This is a genomic window from Acinetobacter sp. 24-47-67 (assembly GCF_056779735.1).
The window spans coordinates 600,421-616,160 of sequence record NZ_JBWYIK010000001.1; the positions used below are offsets into that span (position 1 = coordinate 600,421).

General features: G+C 37.1%; 20 protein-coding genes and 1 tRNA gene. 13 read left to right on the top strand and 8 right to left on the bottom strand.

All coding sequences use genetic code 11. The features are described 5' to 3' along the window. Positions 1 to 22: 22 nt before the first annotated feature. From AC1M9K_RS03085 to AC1M9K_RS03100, 4 genes are all read left to right on the top strand, one after another. The gene (locus AC1M9K_RS03085; protein ID WP_035265712.1) at positions 23 to 799 is read left to right on the top strand and encodes a TrmH family RNA methyltransferase; all 777 of its coding nucleotides are present in this window, start codon (positions 23 to 25) and stop codon (positions 797 to 799) included. A gap of 160 nt (positions 800 to 959) precedes the next feature. Then, positions 960 to 1,580: an RNA polymerase sigma factor gene (locus AC1M9K_RS03090; protein ID WP_171260669.1), complete on the top strand. Its 621-nt coding sequence runs from the start codon at positions 960 to 962 to the stop codon at positions 1,578 to 1,580. Further along, positions 1,570 to 1,896 (top strand): hypothetical protein, encoded by a 327-nt coding sequence (locus AC1M9K_RS03095; protein ID WP_092766070.1) that lies wholly within the window; start codon positions 1,570 to 1,572, stop codon positions 1,894 to 1,896. Before AC1M9K_RS03090 ends, AC1M9K_RS03095 begins: the two co-directional genes overlap by 11 nt. Further along, on the top strand, positions 1,886 to 2,290 hold the full coding sequence (locus AC1M9K_RS03100) for a DUF3106 domain-containing protein (RefSeq protein WP_481588469.1): 405 nt from the start codon (positions 1,886 to 1,888) through the stop codon (positions 2,288 to 2,290). The genes AC1M9K_RS03095 and AC1M9K_RS03100 overlap by 11 nt, the downstream gene beginning before the upstream one ends. Before the next feature lie 38 nt (positions 2,291 to 2,328). Here AC1M9K_RS03100 and rnk read toward each other — a convergent pair whose 3' ends face one another. Beyond that, positions 2,329 to 2,733 carry a nucleoside diphosphate kinase regulator gene (rnk, locus tag AC1M9K_RS03105; protein WP_481588470.1) on the bottom strand — a complete coding sequence of 135 codons (405 nt, stop codon included), beginning with the start codon at positions 2,731 to 2,733 and terminating at the stop codon, positions 2,329 to 2,331. Positions 2,734 to 2,877: 144 nt separating this feature from the next. Continuing rightward, positions 2,878 to 4,131: a serine hydroxymethyltransferase gene (gene glyA / locus AC1M9K_RS03110; RefSeq protein WP_092766068.1), complete on the bottom strand. Its 1,254-nt coding sequence runs from the start codon at positions 4,129 to 4,131 to the stop codon at positions 2,878 to 2,880. Positions 4,132 to 4,533: 402 nt separating this feature from the next. On the opposite strand from glyA, the gene AC1M9K_RS03115 reads away from it, so the two are divergent. Both AC1M9K_RS03115 and AC1M9K_RS03120 read left to right on the top strand, forming a co-directional pair. Further along, on the top strand, positions 4,534 to 5,235 hold the full coding sequence (locus AC1M9K_RS03115) for a putative quorum-sensing-regulated virulence factor (protein ID WP_481588471.1): 702 nt from the start codon (positions 4,534 to 4,536) through the stop codon (positions 5,233 to 5,235). A gap of 258 nt (positions 5,236 to 5,493) precedes the next feature. Next, positions 5,494 to 5,850: a hypothetical protein gene (locus AC1M9K_RS03120; protein ID WP_481588472.1), complete on the top strand. Its 357-nt coding sequence runs from the start codon at positions 5,494 to 5,496 to the stop codon at positions 5,848 to 5,850. Positions 5,851 to 6,176: 326 nt separating this feature from the next. Here AC1M9K_RS03120 and AC1M9K_RS03125 read toward each other — a convergent pair whose 3' ends face one another. From AC1M9K_RS03125 to AC1M9K_RS03135, 3 genes are all read right to left on the bottom strand, one after another. Further along, a complete protein-coding gene (locus tag AC1M9K_RS03125; RefSeq protein ID WP_481588473.1) occupies positions 6,177 to 6,938 on the bottom strand; it encodes a hypothetical protein in 762 nt (253 codons plus the stop codon). Beyond that, on the bottom strand, positions 6,939 to 7,178 hold the full coding sequence (locus AC1M9K_RS03130) for a hypothetical protein (protein WP_228143064.1): 240 nt from the start codon (positions 7,176 to 7,178) through the stop codon (positions 6,939 to 6,941). It lies immediately after the preceding gene. Between the two features lie 276 nt (positions 7,179 to 7,454). Further along, a tRNA-Arg gene (locus AC1M9K_RS03135) sits at positions 7,455 to 7,530 on the bottom strand. Positions 7,531 to 7,717: 187 nt separating this feature from the next. Here AC1M9K_RS03135 and AC1M9K_RS03140 point away from each other — a divergent pair. The 7 genes from AC1M9K_RS03140 to AC1M9K_RS03170 all read left to right on the top strand — a co-directional run bounded on the left by AC1M9K_RS03140 (position 7,718) and on the right by AC1M9K_RS03170 (position 13,682). After that, positions 7,718 to 8,653, top strand: a complete 936-nt coding sequence (locus AC1M9K_RS03140) for an ABC transporter ATP-binding protein (protein WP_180027530.1) — start codon at positions 7,718 to 7,720, stop codon at positions 8,651 to 8,653. Then, positions 8,650 to 9,423: an ABC transporter permease gene (locus tag AC1M9K_RS03145; protein ID WP_092766033.1), complete on the top strand. Its 774-nt coding sequence runs from the start codon at positions 8,650 to 8,652 to the stop codon at positions 9,421 to 9,423. The genes AC1M9K_RS03140 and AC1M9K_RS03145 overlap by 4 nt, the downstream gene beginning before the upstream one ends. Continuing rightward, entirely contained in the window at positions 9,423 to 10,241 is an 819-nt protein-coding gene (gene queF, locus AC1M9K_RS03150; protein ID WP_481588474.1) for an NADPH-dependent 7-cyano-7-deazaguanine reductase QueF, read from the top strand. The genes AC1M9K_RS03145 and queF overlap by 1 nt, the downstream gene beginning before the upstream one ends. 25 nt (positions 10,242 to 10,266) lie before the next feature. Beyond that, complete coding sequence (locus AC1M9K_RS03155; protein WP_035265692.1) at positions 10,267 to 10,920, top strand: hypothetical protein; 654 nt, start codon at positions 10,267 to 10,269, stop codon at positions 10,918 to 10,920. A gap of 309 nt (positions 10,921 to 11,229) precedes the next feature. Beyond that, the gene (mltB, locus tag AC1M9K_RS03160; protein ID WP_481588567.1) at positions 11,230 to 12,171 is read left to right on the top strand and encodes a lytic murein transglycosylase B; all 942 of its coding nucleotides are present in this window, start codon (positions 11,230 to 11,232) and stop codon (positions 12,169 to 12,171) included. 283 nt (positions 12,172 to 12,454) lie between these two features. Next, a complete protein-coding gene (locus AC1M9K_RS03165) occupies positions 12,455 to 13,066 on the top strand; it encodes a septal ring lytic transglycosylase RlpA family protein (RefSeq protein ID WP_218947276.1) in 612 nt (203 codons plus the stop codon). A 172-nt stretch (positions 13,067 to 13,238) separates the two neighbouring features. Next, entirely contained in the window at positions 13,239 to 13,682 is a 444-nt protein-coding gene (locus AC1M9K_RS03170) for an Mpo1 family 2-hydroxy fatty acid dioxygenase (protein WP_481588475.1), read from the top strand. Positions 13,683 to 13,731: 49 nt separating this feature from the next. On the opposite strand, the gene AC1M9K_RS03175 is transcribed toward AC1M9K_RS03170, so the two are convergent. The 3 genes from AC1M9K_RS03175 to AC1M9K_RS03185 all read right to left on the bottom strand — a co-directional run bounded on the left by AC1M9K_RS03175 (position 13,732) and on the right by AC1M9K_RS03185 (position 15,659). Then, positions 13,732 to 14,049, bottom strand: a complete 318-nt coding sequence (locus tag AC1M9K_RS03175) for an AzlD domain-containing protein (protein WP_481588476.1) — start codon at positions 14,047 to 14,049, stop codon at positions 13,732 to 13,734. Between the two features lie 2 nt (positions 14,050 to 14,051). Continuing rightward, complete coding sequence (locus tag AC1M9K_RS03180; protein WP_481588477.1) at positions 14,052 to 14,750, bottom strand: AzlC family ABC transporter permease; 699 nt, start codon at positions 14,748 to 14,750, stop codon at positions 14,052 to 14,054. A gap of 93 nt (positions 14,751 to 14,843) precedes the next feature. Continuing rightward, positions 14,844 to 15,659 (bottom strand): helix-turn-helix transcriptional regulator, encoded by an 816-nt coding sequence (locus AC1M9K_RS03185; protein ID WP_481588478.1) that lies wholly within the window; start codon positions 15,657 to 15,659, stop codon positions 14,844 to 14,846. Positions 15,660 to 15,740: the final 81 nt, after the last annotated feature.

A 15,740-nucleotide genomic window follows, 5' to 3' on the forward strand; every position in this document is an offset into this window, starting at 1 on the left:
GCTCTCATGGAAGTCAAACTGAATGGCCATCATCTTTTTAGAATCTAAAGACAACCCGAAAATTAAACATTTACGTGGTTTAATTGATCAAAATAGTTACCGTAAAAAGCAAGGCCAAACTGTTCTAGAAGGCACACATTTGTGCTTAGCTTGGTTAGAAAAAAATCGTAAATTGAATTCGATTTTTACCACTGAAAAAGCAATGGAACACGCCGATTTTGACGAAATAGCACAACACTATACAGGTTCAGTGTTTGTTATTAGTGAATCACTCTATAAAGACATTAGCACGCTAGGAACCACCTTAGCATGTTTAGCGATTGTAGATTTACCAACTCAACGTGATGCTCTAGATTATACTCAAGACACTTTAATTCTTGAAAATGTTCAAGATCCAGGCAATGTAGGTACATTACTTCGTTCAGCTGCGGCTGCAGGTATTGAACAAATTGTTTGCACCAAAGGTTCAGCATCTTTGTGGTCTCCTCGCGTATTACGAGCAGGAATGGGTGCGCACTTTTCATTAAAAACCTATGAAAACGTTGCGCTTGAAGATGTGCTGTCTCAATTCAAAATTCCCGTGTATGTCACGAGCTCACATGAATCAGAAAGTTTATATGCAAAAGACTTAACTCAAGCTTGCGTATGGGTACTGGGCAATGAAGGTCAAGGCGTTTCGGAATATGCCCTAGCGCATGCTTCAGCAATTACCATTCCCCAACCGGGTGGTCAAGAATCATTAAACGTTGCAGTTGCCGGATCGATTTGTTTCTTTGAAATGGTACGCCAACGGATATGATTCGTTAAAATATATTAACGAAGTCACTGAAAATAAAAAAATCTATTAAACTGCTAAAAAATAGTTGCTTAGATTGTCAACCTACCATTATGTTTTGACGTTATATAAGTAACGATTAGAAAATAATGGTGGGTACCCAATGACGGGATTTTCCATCTCTATGGATTTAGCACCAAAAAAAGTCAAGCCTGAAGATTCGAGTGTTCTTTTGAATACGGCAGAACAACGTCTTAAATATTTTATGCAAGACGTCACTGGGCGTGCATTGGTGATGATGGAAAGTGCAACTCAAGGACACAATGGCATTGCCATGGATTTAGTCCAAGAAGCTTTTATATCCTTGCATAAATCATATGCTGATAAATCCACTGCAGAGTGGTATCCCCTTTTCTATACCATTTTAAATAACAAACTTCAGGATTGGCGTCGTAAAGAATCTCGACGGGCTTTTCCATTCTCGTTATTTAAAAAAAATAACCACGATGAAGATGATGACGAAACCATCAATATTGTGGATGAATCAACACCTAATCCGCTGCAATTTCTTGCACAAGAGATGGCTGTTGAGGAGATTCAAAATGCAATTTCTAAGTTACCTGTTCGCCAACAACAAGCATTTATGTTGAGAGCATGGGAAGGGTTTGATACACAAACCACAGCCGAAATCATGAATTGTTCAGAAGGCAGTGTAAAGACCCATTACCATCGAGCTATACAGGGCTTAAGATCTGCTTTGTCTCACTTAAACCCAAATGACGGGGGATCATCGGATGAATCATGATGAATTTACGAAACAAGTGACTGAAAAATTGAATGTACTGGCATCACAACATCGCAATAAAGCGGTCGTGATGGAGCATGTACTTGATGAGATTAAAGACAAACCCTTATTTTCTCAGTTGATGACTTGGAAAGTTACTGGTTTTGCATTAGCAGCCGCGATCACAGGATTTGTGGTACTTCCAAATGCGTTTGATTTGGAAGAAGCTCCAAGCCCACAACAAGTGATTGTCACCCCTAAACTTTCTCCGCAAATGATGGAAGATCTAGAAATGTTATCTGTTTTTGGTGAGGATAAATCAGCTCATGGCAGCTAAAGGCTTAGCGATTGCACTCTGCACATTAGGTTTTTTACAAACCAGTTTTGCAGGCTATGAACGTTTTTGGATCTTCTCGAAAGACAATAATTCTGAACTTAATGAATCTTGGGAATCGCTTTCTGAAGATGAACAAAAAGCACTGATTAAACGCTATCAAAATTTGAAAGAAATTCCTGAAGAGCAAAGTGTTGTTCTACAACAAAGAATGGATTGGTTTACTAAACTGCCTGAACAAGAAAAAATACAAATGCGCGAAACTTGGCAACAGATGAGCTCAAGTGAACGAAATGATTTGCGTAAAAAAATGATGAACGCGACGACTGCCGAGCAGCGCAAAGAAATACGCGAAACTTATTTAAATAAATATATGCAACAAACCACGATGAAATAATAAACTTTAAAGCCTCCACAAGAGGCTTTATTTTTTAGTTAAAGATATATACCCTCACGTTCAGGCTGATAGAGCACTTTATCAATTTTCACTTTCATTGTTTGCCCATCAGGCTGAGGCCATTCAATTTCTTGTCCTTCAGCCAAACCTAGGATTGCTGCACCAATAGGTGCAATCACATTAACCTGCCCCTTTTCACCTTTAAAGTCATGGGGATATACCAGCACAATCTCTGTAGATTCAGTGGACGGTGCAACCGTTATCAGTACTCTAGCATTCATCGTCACTACATTGGCAGGGATATCTTTAGGCTGTACGACTTCAGCACGAGCCAACTCATTTTCTAAATGCTCCATCGTTGGAGTTACCTGCTTCTGATGTTCCAACATGGTTTCTAAACGATTTAAATCCTGTTCAGAAATAATAATATTTGGATGACTCATTTTCTGCTCCAATTCAAATGTATAACGACAATTGAATAATTAATAGATACATCAGTTATATCAGAACTATCTAAAAATGACAGATTTGACATTTCAACATTCAATAAAAAAGCCCCCTTGAGGGGGCTTTTCTCAAGTCGAAGATTATTTTGCGTAAACTGGGAATTTAGCGCATACAGTCTCAACTTTAGCTTTCACAGCGTTAATGACAGTTTCATCACCTTTAGAATCTAAGATATCCGCGATCCAACCTGCAAGTTCACGTACTTCTGCTTCACCGAAACCACGAGTTGTTACAGCTGGAGTACCGATACGGATACCAGAAGTTACGAATGGAGAACGTGGATCGTTTGGCACAGAGTTTTTGTTCACAGTGATGTGAGCCGCACCTAACCAAGCATCAGCATCTTTACCAGTAATGTCTTGTTTGATGAGAGACAACAAGAACAAGTGGTTTTTAGTTCCACCTGAAACAACATCATAACCGCGTTCGATTAACACTTCAGCCATTGCTTGCGCGTTTTTCACAACTTGTTGTTGATATGCTTTGTATTCAGGAGCCATTGCTTCTTTGAAGCAGATTGCTTTAGCCGCTACAGCATGAACTAAAGGACCACCTTGGTTACCTGGGAATACAGCAGATTGAAGTTTTTTCTCAATCTCTTCGTTTGCTTTCGCAAGGATTAAACCAGAACGTGGGCCACGAAGTGTTTTGTGAGTCGTCGTAGTAGTTACGTCAGCAATTTGAACTGGGCTTGGATAAACACCAGCAGCAACAAGACCAGCAACGTGAGCCATATCAACGAATAGATAAGCGCCTACTTTGTCCGCGATTTCACGGAAACGCTGCCAATCAACGATTTGGCTATAAGCAGAGAAACCTGCAACAATCATACGTGGCTTGTGTTCTACAGCTAAACGCTCTACTTCATCGTAATCGATTTCACCCGTTTCTGGATTTAAACCGTATTGGATCGCATTATATGTTTTACCAGAGAAGCTAACTTTAGCACCGTGAGTCAAATGACCACCGTGAGCTAAGCTCATACCTAAAACAGTATCGCCTGGGTTAAGAAGCGCTAGATAAACCGCAGAGTTTGCTTGAGAACCAGCATGAGGCTGAACGTTCGCGTAATCAGCACCAAAGAGTTCTTTAGCACGGTCAATTGCCAATTGTTCAATCACGTCTACATATTCACAACCGCCATAGTAGCGTTTGCCTGGGTAGCCTTCTGCATATTTGTTAGTGAGTTTTGAACCTTGAGCTTCCATTACTGCTGGAGAGCAATAGTTTTCTGAAGCGATTAACTCAATATGAGCTTCCTGACGAGCATCTTCACTCGTAATAGCTTGAGCTAATTCTGGATCAAAGTCAGCAATAGAGATATTGGCAAACATTAGCGAGGTCCTATTAATGTAGGGCTTTTAAGCCGTGCTAAGATTGGCGCGTATTGTAACATGAACTTGTTAAATTTCGAGAATGAAGTTTAAACAGTTTGCAATTAAATTTGATTAATTCTTGTGTGTTCACTCTATTACTATTAAAAACAAATATCTGAATTATGACTATTCTTTTTAAATTTATTCATTTTTAAAAATTATTTTTAACAACCTACAGTCTAAACTTGCAGCGTCAATATCATAGAAAACGAAATTTCTTTAAATGAGCACCTTATCTAAATAATTCCCATAATTTGTTCAATTCAGCATAATTTATACAATTCATTGACTTTATTACTGTGAGCTCAGATTTGAAAATGTTAAATTAATTACATCTTTATCATTTACTTGGACATTTGCATGCAAGCCATTATCTTGGATACTGAAACCCATACATTGAACGGTTTGCCCATAGAAATTGCATATGCTCCTATTCAGATTGAACAAGGCAAATTAAGTCTTGATCGCGAAAAAATCTTTGACCAACTATATAGCATTGGTGACGAAAAAATTTCCTATGCTGCAATGGCGGTTCATCATATTCTTGAAAGCGATTTAGTAGATCAACCCAACTTCAGAACCTTCGAGTTACCTCAAGAAACGACGTATATTATTGGTCATAATATTGATTATGATATTCGAGCTATTCAGCAATGCGGCGTTGAAACAAGTCATATTAAAGCCATCTGTACACTCGCTCTTTCTCGACTAGTTTGGCCTCATGCAGAAGCACACAACATTTCTGCTTTAATTTATATGATTAGTAAAGGCAGTAGCAAAGCTAGAGAGATGTTAAAAGGTGCCCATCGAGCTGACGCAGATATTATTTTGACTGCAAATATTTTAATGCACATTATTCATCATTTGGGTATTCAAAACATTGAAGAACTCTATGAAGTATCTGAAGATGCACGTATTCCTCGTACAATTAACTTCGGTAAACATCGTGGGACAGCCATTGTAGATCTTCCAAGTGATTATGTTTCATGGTTACTAAGACAAGAAGACTTGGACCCCTATTTAAAAAAAGCCTTAGAAAAAACTTTAATTGATTCACTTTAAGCAATATTTCACGACTCTCACTTTGAACCTAAAGCTCAAAGTGAGAAATTAACTATTTTTTAATACTTTTAAACGATTAAACTAAAATTTACACTAATAATTAAAATAATATAATTACATGATAATTAAATATTTTTTATTATTTTTCATTCATTCAACACTGCCCACCTCATCCGCTATTAGACTAAGGCGAAGTAGAACATCTTTGTCATAAATATATTAATACGATCATACAACAACGGTATAAATAGGTGCCTTATGTCTAAATTCAGCCAAATTCTAGAATTTGATCCTTTAGATAATCCTATGTATCTTAAAAAAGTCGGAAATTGGGTACTCACCTTCTTGCATGCCCATGACCAGGTGGAGAAAATCCAGCTCGCCATTACCAATGTTATTCCGCGTCAAGCAGATGGCTCGTTGCAGCCTCGACGTATTATCATTGAGCAAGCTGATCAAGAACATCAATGGCAAATCAATCACATAGAATGCTTTGATAGCCTTGAAAATAAAGAAGTCCTGCTCAATGCTTCAGAACAAACGGGTGGATCGATCATTCAAGACCTGCTCAGTGAATTTCGAAAATATGATGTTGAGGTCATGTTTAAAGCATAATTCCGATATGAAAAAGCCCGCTTTACGCGGGCTTTATGTTGGAAGGCTAGTGTTAGATTTATTGTTCAACTGAACTCAACTAACTGTCATTGATCCGTCCAACTCGTCAGTAGCGTTGAATATTTACAACCTACTGTGATTTTTAATTTAATACTTTCAATATGTGATGTGAAGTCACTTTAACACTTTTCAACAACTGTATTAAAAAAATACAATTGAACTTTTTTATTTATAGATAAGAATAGGTTTCGCGAATACAGACAAAAACCTTATTAAAAAAGTCGACCCTAATGGGGCAACGTTTATTTCTAAATTTAAGCTCAGAATTAAGCCAAATAACGTGAACGATTATTTGAATGATTTACACCAAAACGTCCAGCAAAAATCGTCACAATCAATCCAATCAATAAACCAATAAATGACCATAAAGCAGCTTTTGCAGCAGCTTTAGTCGCATCAGCTGCTTTTTCATGTGCTTGATCTTTAAGTTCAGCATATTTTAATTTAGCAGATTGAATATTCGCCTCTAAATCGTTAAAGAATTTATTCTGCTGTATAAGGAAATTATTGACAGCTTGATTCGCTTCTTGCGGAGTTAGAGATGAATTTTTCGCTAAAGCAGCACTGACTTCATTCTTATTAATTGAAGCAGTCACAGATTGTGCACGAGTTTTTAATTGTTCTGATAACTTTTGAATAATAGCATCACTGTTATCTGGATGAATCATCAACTCTTTTGCGGCAACCTTAATTTGCTCCTTTGCCCATTCACCCTGCGCTTTTAAGAATTCGGGTTGCAATTCCTCAATCCCAGTTTTGTGCAATGCTTCAGACATCTTTTCATCACTATTTTCGAGCTTTGGTAAAGGAACTAACTCCTCAAATGCTTGAACTCCGATCTGAGTTAAATTAATGCCACCTTGACCAATTCCTGTTACTACACTACCCGCAGCACTACTGACTGAACTAATCGCACTACCAGTAATTTTTGCCGCGCCGCTAATGGTCATTGCACCAAACCAGATACCTAACAGCAATGAAAGTGACCAGACAATAAAGCCATGGATTGCACCATCAGCTTGAGCCAATTAACCTTCAACAAATCCACCAATAGCCAACGATACTAACAATGAAATAATTGTCAAAACGCTTACTGCTATCCCTGAGCCATTTGTAATATCAGTGGTAGATTGTGGATCTAGGAGTGCAAAACCTAATGCAACACCAAGTAATGAGAATAAAATTGAAATAGCTAATACAACAATAACGCCAGTGAAAATACTCGCCCACGAAATTCGATTTTGGATCAGAACTTTTTCTTCGTACATTGTTGTACCTCTTATTTGAATTATTCATAATTTATGTGATTTATACACCAATGCCGCAATTCAAACTTAAGATAGGTCATGTGAATTTTATGTGACTTATTTATCATTTTAATGTTTATTTTGAGAATTATTATATTATAATTTGTCAATATTGGTGCATCTCACGATGCAATCGACTCAGATTAACAATTCAGATTAATCATTAAATTTTGATAAAAATTTACTAAAAATATTTTAATTGACAGACTATGTTTTGTTTGAAAAACATAAAAGAAATGGTGCGCTCAGCGGGACTCGAACCCACGCCACAGGCTTCGGAGACCTGTACTCTATCCAGTTGAGCTATGAGCGCATTTTAGGAAGTGCGCACATCATAACAAAAAAAACTCTAAGGTAAAGCAACTATATATCTTTCCAATTTTTAGTGCTCATGCTTTATACAGCGTTTCAACATCAAAACAGAGAATTCTGATTACAAAGCTTGGTTTATTTTTCAAGATCACTCACAATATCTCAACTTTTCACCATTCGAGATATTCATGACTGATGCATTGACCTTAAGGGATTTGTCGAAGACCTATCGAAATGGTTTTCAAGCATTAAAAGGAATTAATTTAGATGTTCCAGAAGGTGAATTTTATGCACTTCTAGGCCCTAATGGTGCAGGTAAATCAACCACTATTGGCATCATCAGCTCTCTTACAAAAAAAACTGCAGGAACTGTCGAAATTTTTGGTCATAACCTCGATACACATCCTTCACAAGCTAAACAATGCTTGGGTGTAGTCCCTCAAGAGTTTAACTTTGCGCAATTTGAAAAGACTTTCGATATTTTAGTCACACAAGCAGGTTATTACGGCATTCCAAAAAAAGTTGCTGAAACTCGTGCAGAGGAGTATCTGACCAAATTAGGTTTATGGGAAAAACGTTCTACTCAAGCACGTATGCTATCTGGGGGAATGAAACGCCGCCTTATGATTGCCCGAGCAATGATGCATGATCCGAAACTGTTAATTCTCGATGAACCGACTGCTGGTGTTGATATTGAACTACGTCGCTCGATGTGGGACTTCTTAACAGAAATGAATCAGAAAGGTACATCTATCATTCTCACAACACATTATTTAGAAGAAGCAGAAGTACTGTGTCGCAAAATTGCAATTATTGATCGTGGCGTCATTAAAGAAGACACCACCATGAAGAACTTCTTAAATCAATTAAATGAAGAATCTTTCATTTTTGATTTGGCTGAACCTATAGAACCGATACAACTTGACATTATTGGTGTGAAATTTAATTTGGTTGATCCAGTGACCTTAGAAATTACGCTTGATAAAGCACATAGCATGAATGATCTTTTCCAACTTCTAGAATCACAGAACATTCAAGTTCGAAGTATGCGTAATAAATCAAATCGTTTAGAAGAGTTATTCGTCAAAATGGTCGAAAAGAATCTTGATGGAGCTGCGCAATGAATTTTAACCAACTCGCTGTAGCTTTATATACGATTATCCATAAGGAAATTCGTAGATTTATGCGCATTTGGCCACAAACATTGTTACCACCAGCAATTACCATGTCACTGTATTTTGTGATTTTTGGAAATCTAGTTGGTTCAAGAATTGGGGAAATGGGTGGCTTTACCTACATGCAGTTCATAGTACCTGGTCTAATTATGATGGCTGTCATTACTAATAGTTATGCCAACGTTTCATCAAGCTTTTTTAGTTCTAAATTTCAAAAAAGTATTGAAGAACTGATCATGAGTCCTGTGCCATTACATGCCGTACTTTGGGGTTATGTGCTTGGTGGTGTTGCTCGAGGCTTATTGGTTGCTATCATTGTGACTGCGATGAGTTTATTTTTTACTGACTTATATATTACCAACTGGTTCGTCACAATTTATACCGTTCTGATTACGTCACTACTGTTTGCATTAGGTGGATTTATTAATGCGGTCTATGCAAAGTCATTTGATGATATTTCGATTATTCCCACTTTTGTTTTAACTCCGTTGACCTATTTAGGTGGGGTATTCTATGCAATTTCTGCATTAAGTCCATTTTGGCAAAATCTATCTTTGATTAACCCTGTCGTATATATGGTCAATGCATTCCGTTATGGAATTCTTGGCCATAGCGATGTAAATGTATCTATCTCTTTATTAGTAATCACAGCGTGTTGCGCCGTGCTATATGCGGTCGCTTATCACCTACTCTCCCGTGGTTCAGGAATGCGTGAATAATGAGCGTTGAACAATCTCTTTTAGGCAAAGACACCAACTATCCAACTGAATATCAACCTGAGGTGCTATTTCCAATTGCTCGCGCAGAAGCACGAGCGAAGTACGCACATGTAGATGGTATTCAACAAGGAATTGATTGGTGGCATATTTTTGAAATTTCTTGGTTGAATCTGTTAGGGATTCCTCAAGTTGCAATTGGTCGAATGCATCTTCCTGCTTCATCACCTTATCTCATCGAGTCCAAATCTCTTAAACTATATTTCAATAGTCTGAATTTTGCTCAATTTGAATCTCAAAATCAGTTTATTGAGACAGTCGAGCGTGATCTGTCTAAAGCAGCCAATGCAGAAGTCAGACTTGAATTATTCGATGTTGATCAGTTGAATATTGCCCAGCCTGAAGGAATATGCATCGACCATTATGAGCCTGAACGTCTTGAAAACCACCCTGATGCGAGCTTACTTAAACTCGATGCAGCGTCTTCCGAAGAAATCGTTGAAATTCAATTATATTCGCATTTATTAAGAAGTAACTGCCCAGTCACAGGTCAGCCTGATTGGGGCACAGTTTTTTTAAGATATCGTGGCAAAAAACCTTGTTATCGTTCAATTTTAGCTTATATTATCTCCTATCGTCAGCATAATGGCTTTCACGAACAATGCGTTGAACAAATCTACGCAGATATTTGGGAAAACTTTAATCCTGAAAAGTTGATGGTATATGCGACTTATACACGCCGTGGTGGTTTAGACATTAACCCTTGTCGTGTATCGGACTTTGCATGGATGCCAAGCCCAATTCGATTGGCGCGACAATAAATTGAAGAATAGTTGAGGTTATACGATGTCATATTTTGGTTTTATTCCATCTGAATCTTTGTTAAAGAATATTCAAACTGGAATTGAGAAAAAAAATTCAAACGAACCACTTTACCCTTTGCGTGATCAAACTGCACTCGCTATTAATGATGAAATTATCGATGCAATTTTAGTTGAACTTGTACGTCGTTTCCCTGCAAGTGACAAACGAGAAACAGCTGAAAAACTTGCTGGTTATATTAAATCAACAGTATCGGTACTACTTAAACAGTTATTGGGTAAAGCACCAAATGACGTCGTGAGACAATCGATTGAATTCTCTGAAAAGAGTTTATTCAAAGATCCAGAGGGTAATTATCGTGTCGGTGCTCCATTACCCGCTGATTTAGTGACAAACTTAAAAAATAGCTTTGCAGAAGTACGTGCAGGGAATGATGTCAATCGTGCAGTTCTGTCTGAACAATACAAACAATTCGGTGAAGCTGCAGTTCGTCACTTTATGAATGATTTTAATAAGACCCTAGATTTGGGTATGATTAAACGTAAGGCGTCTGATATCGCTTCTTCAGCGGTTATCAAAGCTGTTCATATTGCGATCGATAAGCTCATTCCTAACTTCACTAAAGAAGAATTGTTAGCTGCAGCTGAATATCATGACACGCTATTTATTCAGGAATAAATCAGATTAATCAAAAACCTAGCTAAAGCTAGGTTTTTTTATGTTTTAAAGATGGTTCAACAATATTGAATAAATAAAAGACATAATTCATCCATTTTTACACTTTTTATGTAGGTTTTTGTGAATCCATCACGACCTAATGTTATCTTAATAAACATTGCGATTAATCAAATGATGTTGAACTTTTAATCCTTATCAACACTTATACCTTTGCGTCTACCACCGATAATAATTGGATCTTCTGCTGTTATGTTATTTGAAAATTTTAATGTTAAATTACAACGTATTGGTTTAGCACTCAGTGCGTTTATGATCACAAGTTTTGTTCAAGCCAATGACTTCGCTCAACATCCTCAATATCAAAATTTTAAACTAAAAACGATGCAGACCTATGGTTTGAGTGCTGAGCAAGTTGACTGGGCCATGAATGGATCAAAAAACCTACCAAATATTATCAACATTATGAATCGCCCAGGAGAAAGCAAGCCTTGGTACGAATATAAAAAGAATTTTTTAGCAGAAAGTACAATTCAACGTGGTGTGCGTTTTAAAAATCAATATGCAGACACTTTAAATCGAGCAGAACAGCAGTTCGGTGTTCCCCAGTCCATCATTCTCGGTATTCTCGGCGTAGAGACAGGTTTTGGGGCAAATAAAGGCTCATTCATCACACGTGATGCCCTAGCCACTTTAGGGTTTGGATATGAACGACGTGCACAATACTTTCAAGACGAATTAAGCGCTTTGATTGCATGGTCTTATAAGGACGGTATTCCAGCTAATTCAGTCGTTGGCTCTTATGCTGGTGCTGTGGGCTATGCTCAATTTATGCCAAGCAATATTCCGAAATTTGGTGTGGATTATGACGGTAATGGTCATATCGATCTCAGAAACTCTGCTGTAGATGCAATTGGTTCTATTGCAAATTATCTTGCTCAACATGGTTGGCAACGAGATCAACCGATTGCTTTTGCCGCACGCTACCAAGGAAATAATGCGGATGCCATCATAGCCAAAGACTTAACACAACCTACTCCATATGGTGCATTAAAAGTTCAAGGCATTAGCCCACTCAATCCTATTGTTAAAATAGATGACTTAGACATGGTCAATGTGATTCAACTACAAGAAAATTATGGACCAGCTTATTACCTTACATATCCTAATTTTCAAGTCATTACGACCTATAACCGTAGTCGAATGTATGCAACTGCACTGTGGCTTTTAGGGACTGAAATCGCGAGTAGATAAATATAAATCTACTTGTTTTCACAAAAGTCAATAAATATTTTTGTGATTAAGTTCACTATTTGCACATTTCACATATTTTGTTACAATATTGATTAATTTTTAACCATATTTTGTGATAATTTGTCGTTTTTGTAACTAAAGTGAAAATAAAGCTAGACACTTTTGTATCAGGATGAATATCATCCACTACCGTTAAATGCAGTTGCACAAGTAAATTTACAGACCATTTAGGTTAATTATCAGCAACTTAGATAATTAACTTAGGGTTCCAAGGAGTTAAACGATGCATGCTTCGCTGAAAATGTTATCAATATTAGGTATTAGTTTGGCTTTGACTCAAACTCATGCCGAGTTGGTTCAATCCTCTTATCTAAATAATGATGTTGACCAATCAAGTCTTGCTTCACGCGTGATTAGCAAAGACTCTACAAGTTTCAATTCACACTTCTCGAATTTAAACAGTTTAGCAATTACTGAAAGTTCAGGTGATAAAATTCGTCGTGAAACAATCGCAGCGAAAATTCAAGTACCTGTTGAAGAGCCTTCAGTGATTGACAAACTTAATAATGTTGCTTCAAACACTGTTCGTCGTTTTAGCCAAACAGGTGTTGCTTCTTGGTACGGTCGTCAATTTCATGGTCGTAAAACTGCAAGTGGCGAGACGTTTGATATGAATGCACTTACTGCAGCGCATCGTAGCTTACCGCTTAATTGCTATATTCGTGTAACGAATAAATCTAATGGTAAAAGCGTCGTTGTTAAAGTAAATGATCGCGGCCCATTTCATGGTAATCGTGTTGTAGATTTATCTTACGGTGCTGCGAAATCTCTTGGTATTACCAATGCTGGTACTGCGCGTGTAAGCATCGAACGTGTGGATGGTCCAAACTCTTAGGTTCTCATGATTCAGCGAAGCATTTAACGGCAAGCCACTCATTGAGTGGCTTTATTATTTTTAATTTTTTTTGATGTGACCAATATACAAAAAAGAATCTTGATTTATCATCTTATGTCATAATGTAGTTTATAGAATAAATAAAATTCAAATAATCAGTGAAGGAAATAGGATGAAGACAATTACAGAATGGTTAGATGAATATAGTGATAGCCATCAAAACCCAACCAATAAAACATTACACTGGATTTGCGTACCCACGATTCTATTCTCGATCATTGGCATACTCGCTCATTTCAGCGCATTACTGACTACCCTTTTACTGGTGTTAACACTCATCTTTTATGCAAGATTAGATCTTGTACTCGCGGTTGCAATGGCAGCGTTATTATTGGTCATGTCTTGGCTTATTATTTTTCTTCCATTCGGGAAAGGATTCTATATTGCTCTATTCGTTTTGGCTTGGATAGGTCAATTTTACGGGCACAAAATTGAAGGGAAAAAGCCATCTTTCTTTAAAGACCTCCAATTCCTTCTGATTGGCCCTCTATGGTGTATGGATGCCTACCTAGATAAGATACTACCCAATTGGAAATCACGCCAAATCAGCGCTTAAATTAGCAAATACAGCATGGGTTAAATTAGAATTTAATTTAGCCCGATGTTCATGCTCTAATTAAGTAATTTATGAGATAGAAAAACAGTAAAGTAAAAACTAAATTACTGATAACTTTTTGACTTATTAGCGCAAGCAGTACACAAAATATTGCTGCCCATAAATAGTGATTACTCGACATAACCCTTAATTCTGCTGCTTCATAAAATACAATCGGTACACATATTGCAGTCAACAAACATGGCGCAGAATATTTCAACATCTGTTTCAAAATTTTAGGAAGTGGCACATTTACCCTTGGCTCCAAGAATAAATATCGATTAATAAAGATCATGATCGACAACCCCAGCAAAAGCATCCAGCTCATTTTTAATCCCCTTTTGTTGTTTGCCATTTTTCAACTATCACACTGGCAAACATTCCACATAGACCAGAAATAATTAACGCTGCATTTACTTGGTAAGCTTCTAAAATTAAAGAAAAAATTATGGTAATCACAACACCAACAAGTATTGTAAGATTTTTTATCATTGGCACTATAATTAATATAAGCAGTGCAACGACTGAGAAATCAAGATGCAAATTTGATAAATTAGGAATGAAGTGAGCAAGCACAATCCCAAATAAACTAAATATCAGCCAAAAAATATAAAAACAAAGTCCTGCTCCAAATAAATATGCGAATGAGCGTTGTGATTTATTTTTTACACCAACCGCAAATAATTCATCCGTCAGCAGAAAGCCAAATACAATACGTTTAAATAGTGGAAATTTACTAACATCATTTCGAAAATTAAGCGCGTAAATTAAATGCTGACTCGTCAGAAAAAAAATCGTCAGATAGATTGTCATCAGCGAAGCCTGCCCCGAAACCAATCCTAAGCTCACTAATTGTGCAGCACCAGCAAACATAAACAATGACATTGCAAAAGCTTGTATCGCATTCAATCCAGTCTGTATCGCCAAAGAGCCAGCCAATACCCCCCATGGCATGACTGCAATTGCCAACGGCATAATACCCAGCACACCATGTATAAAATTCTTTTTTGTATCACTCATCTTTTTCATCAATACATCTTAATCTGATTCACTTATCGATTATTATCATCTGATGAGTAATGATTGATCTTGAATAATATTGCGGCGCAAATTTAAGGAAAATTAATAGTTCAAAAGATATTGTCTAGGCGTTACACCTATTGCACTTTTAAAATGTCGATTTAAATGACTCTGATCAGAAAATCCAGTGAGTTGTGCAACCTCAGTTATTCGCACCCCCTGCTTAAGCAATTGTTTAGCTTTTTGAATTCTTCTTTGAACAAGCCAACTATGTGGAGGCAATCCCGTATGTTTTTTAAATTCACGTAATAAATGCCATGGGCTTGTATCTACATATGCAGACAACTCGTGTAGAGAATAGTCATGTTCAGGAAAACTACTCATAAGTTCTTTTATTAGTTCAACTTTTTTTCTCATTTCTGGTATGTTGATTGGACTCAATTTCGCCCGCCCATAGCAATAGATCAATCTGGCCAATGTCGTCAAATAGAGGCTTTCTTTAAGCAAAGTATCCTCGCCCTGCTCAAATAAATCGAATAAAAATACTAGTTGCCTCGCCAAACCCGAATCATGAATCACTGCATCCGAGAACCATGGGACTGCATTCTTGGTTGTAAAAAAATCTCGACTCAGATCTAATATCATTTCAGGTGTTGGGTAAATTGCTCGATATTTCCAACCAGTTTCCACAGCGGATGAACCAGTATGTATTTCATCAGCATTCACCAGAATAATATCGCCTTTAGGTGCGATATGAAGCCTTCCAGAGCGGTAAAAACTTTGTGCCCCATCTTCAATGACACCAATACAATAGCCCTCATGAGCATGTTTTGAAAATTGCTTACGTTGAAATTGAGCTTTTAATAATTCCAATCCGCCCAATTCTTTGAAATGAAGATAATTAGCAGACTCTTGCATCTTTTTTCTGGATATTACGCCTATAAAATTGCATAAAAACTATCACGCCTGCATTTTAAATCTAGAATGAAATTGCTCATC

Bases quoted from the DNA above. Each gene is read 5' to 3' on its own strand.
- mltB (WP_481588567.1), top strand. From the start codon at position 11,230: ATGATCACAAGTTTTGTTCAAGCCAATGACTTCGCTCAACATCCTCAA.
- AC1M9K_RS03090 (WP_171260669.1), top strand. From the start codon at position 960: ATGGATTTAGCACCAAAAAAAGTCAAGCCTGAAGATTCGAGTGTTCTT.
- AC1M9K_RS03170 (WP_481588475.1), top strand. From the start codon at position 13,239: ATGAAGACAATTACAGAATGGTTAGATGAATATAGTGATAGCCATCAA.
- AC1M9K_RS03130 (WP_228143064.1), bottom strand. From the start codon at position 7,178: ATGTACGAAGAAAAAGTTCTGATCCAAAATCGAATTTCGTGGGCGAGT.
- AC1M9K_RS03100 (WP_481588469.1), top strand. From the start codon at position 1,886: ATGGCAGCTAAAGGCTTAGCGATTGCACTCTGCACATTAGGTTTTTTA.
- AC1M9K_RS03180 (WP_481588477.1), bottom strand. From the start codon at position 14,750: ATGAAAAAGATGAGTGATACAAAAAAGAATTTTATACATGGTGTGCTG.
- glyA (WP_092766068.1), bottom strand. From the start codon at position 4,131: ATGTTTGCCAATATCTCTATTGCTGACTTTGATCCAGAATTAGCTCAA.
- AC1M9K_RS03185 (WP_481588478.1), bottom strand. From the start codon at position 15,659: ATGCAAGAGTCTGCTAATTATCTTCATTTCAAAGAATTGGGCGGATTG.
- AC1M9K_RS03175 (WP_481588476.1), bottom strand. From the start codon at position 14,049: ATGAGCTGGATGCTTTTGCTGGGGTTGTCGATCATGATCTTTATTAAT.
- AC1M9K_RS03120 (WP_481588472.1), top strand. From the start codon at position 5,494: ATGTCTAAATTCAGCCAAATTCTAGAATTTGATCCTTTAGATAATCCT.
- queF (WP_481588474.1), top strand. From the start codon at position 9,423: ATGAGCGTTGAACAATCTCTTTTAGGCAAAGACACCAACTATCCAACT.
- AC1M9K_RS03155 (WP_035265692.1), top strand. From the start codon at position 10,267: ATGTCATATTTTGGTTTTATTCCATCTGAATCTTTGTTAAAGAATATT.
- AC1M9K_RS03095 (WP_092766070.1), top strand. From the start codon at position 1,570: ATGAATCATGATGAATTTACGAAACAAGTGACTGAAAAATTGAATGTA.
- AC1M9K_RS03115 (WP_481588471.1), top strand. From the start codon at position 4,534: ATGCAAGCCATTATCTTGGATACTGAAACCCATACATTGAACGGTTTG.
- AC1M9K_RS03085 (WP_035265712.1), top strand. From the start codon at position 23: ATGGCCATCATCTTTTTAGAATCTAAAGACAACCCGAAAATTAAACAT.
- AC1M9K_RS03140 (WP_180027530.1), top strand. From the start codon at position 7,718: ATGACTGATGCATTGACCTTAAGGGATTTGTCGAAGACCTATCGAAAT.
- AC1M9K_RS03165 (WP_218947276.1), top strand. From the start codon at position 12,455: ATGCATGCTTCGCTGAAAATGTTATCAATATTAGGTATTAGTTTGGCT.
- AC1M9K_RS03145 (WP_092766033.1), top strand. From the start codon at position 8,650: ATGAATTTTAACCAACTCGCTGTAGCTTTATATACGATTATCCATAAG.
- rnk (WP_481588470.1), bottom strand. From the start codon at position 2,733: ATGAGTCATCCAAATATTATTATTTCTGAACAGGATTTAAATCGTTTA.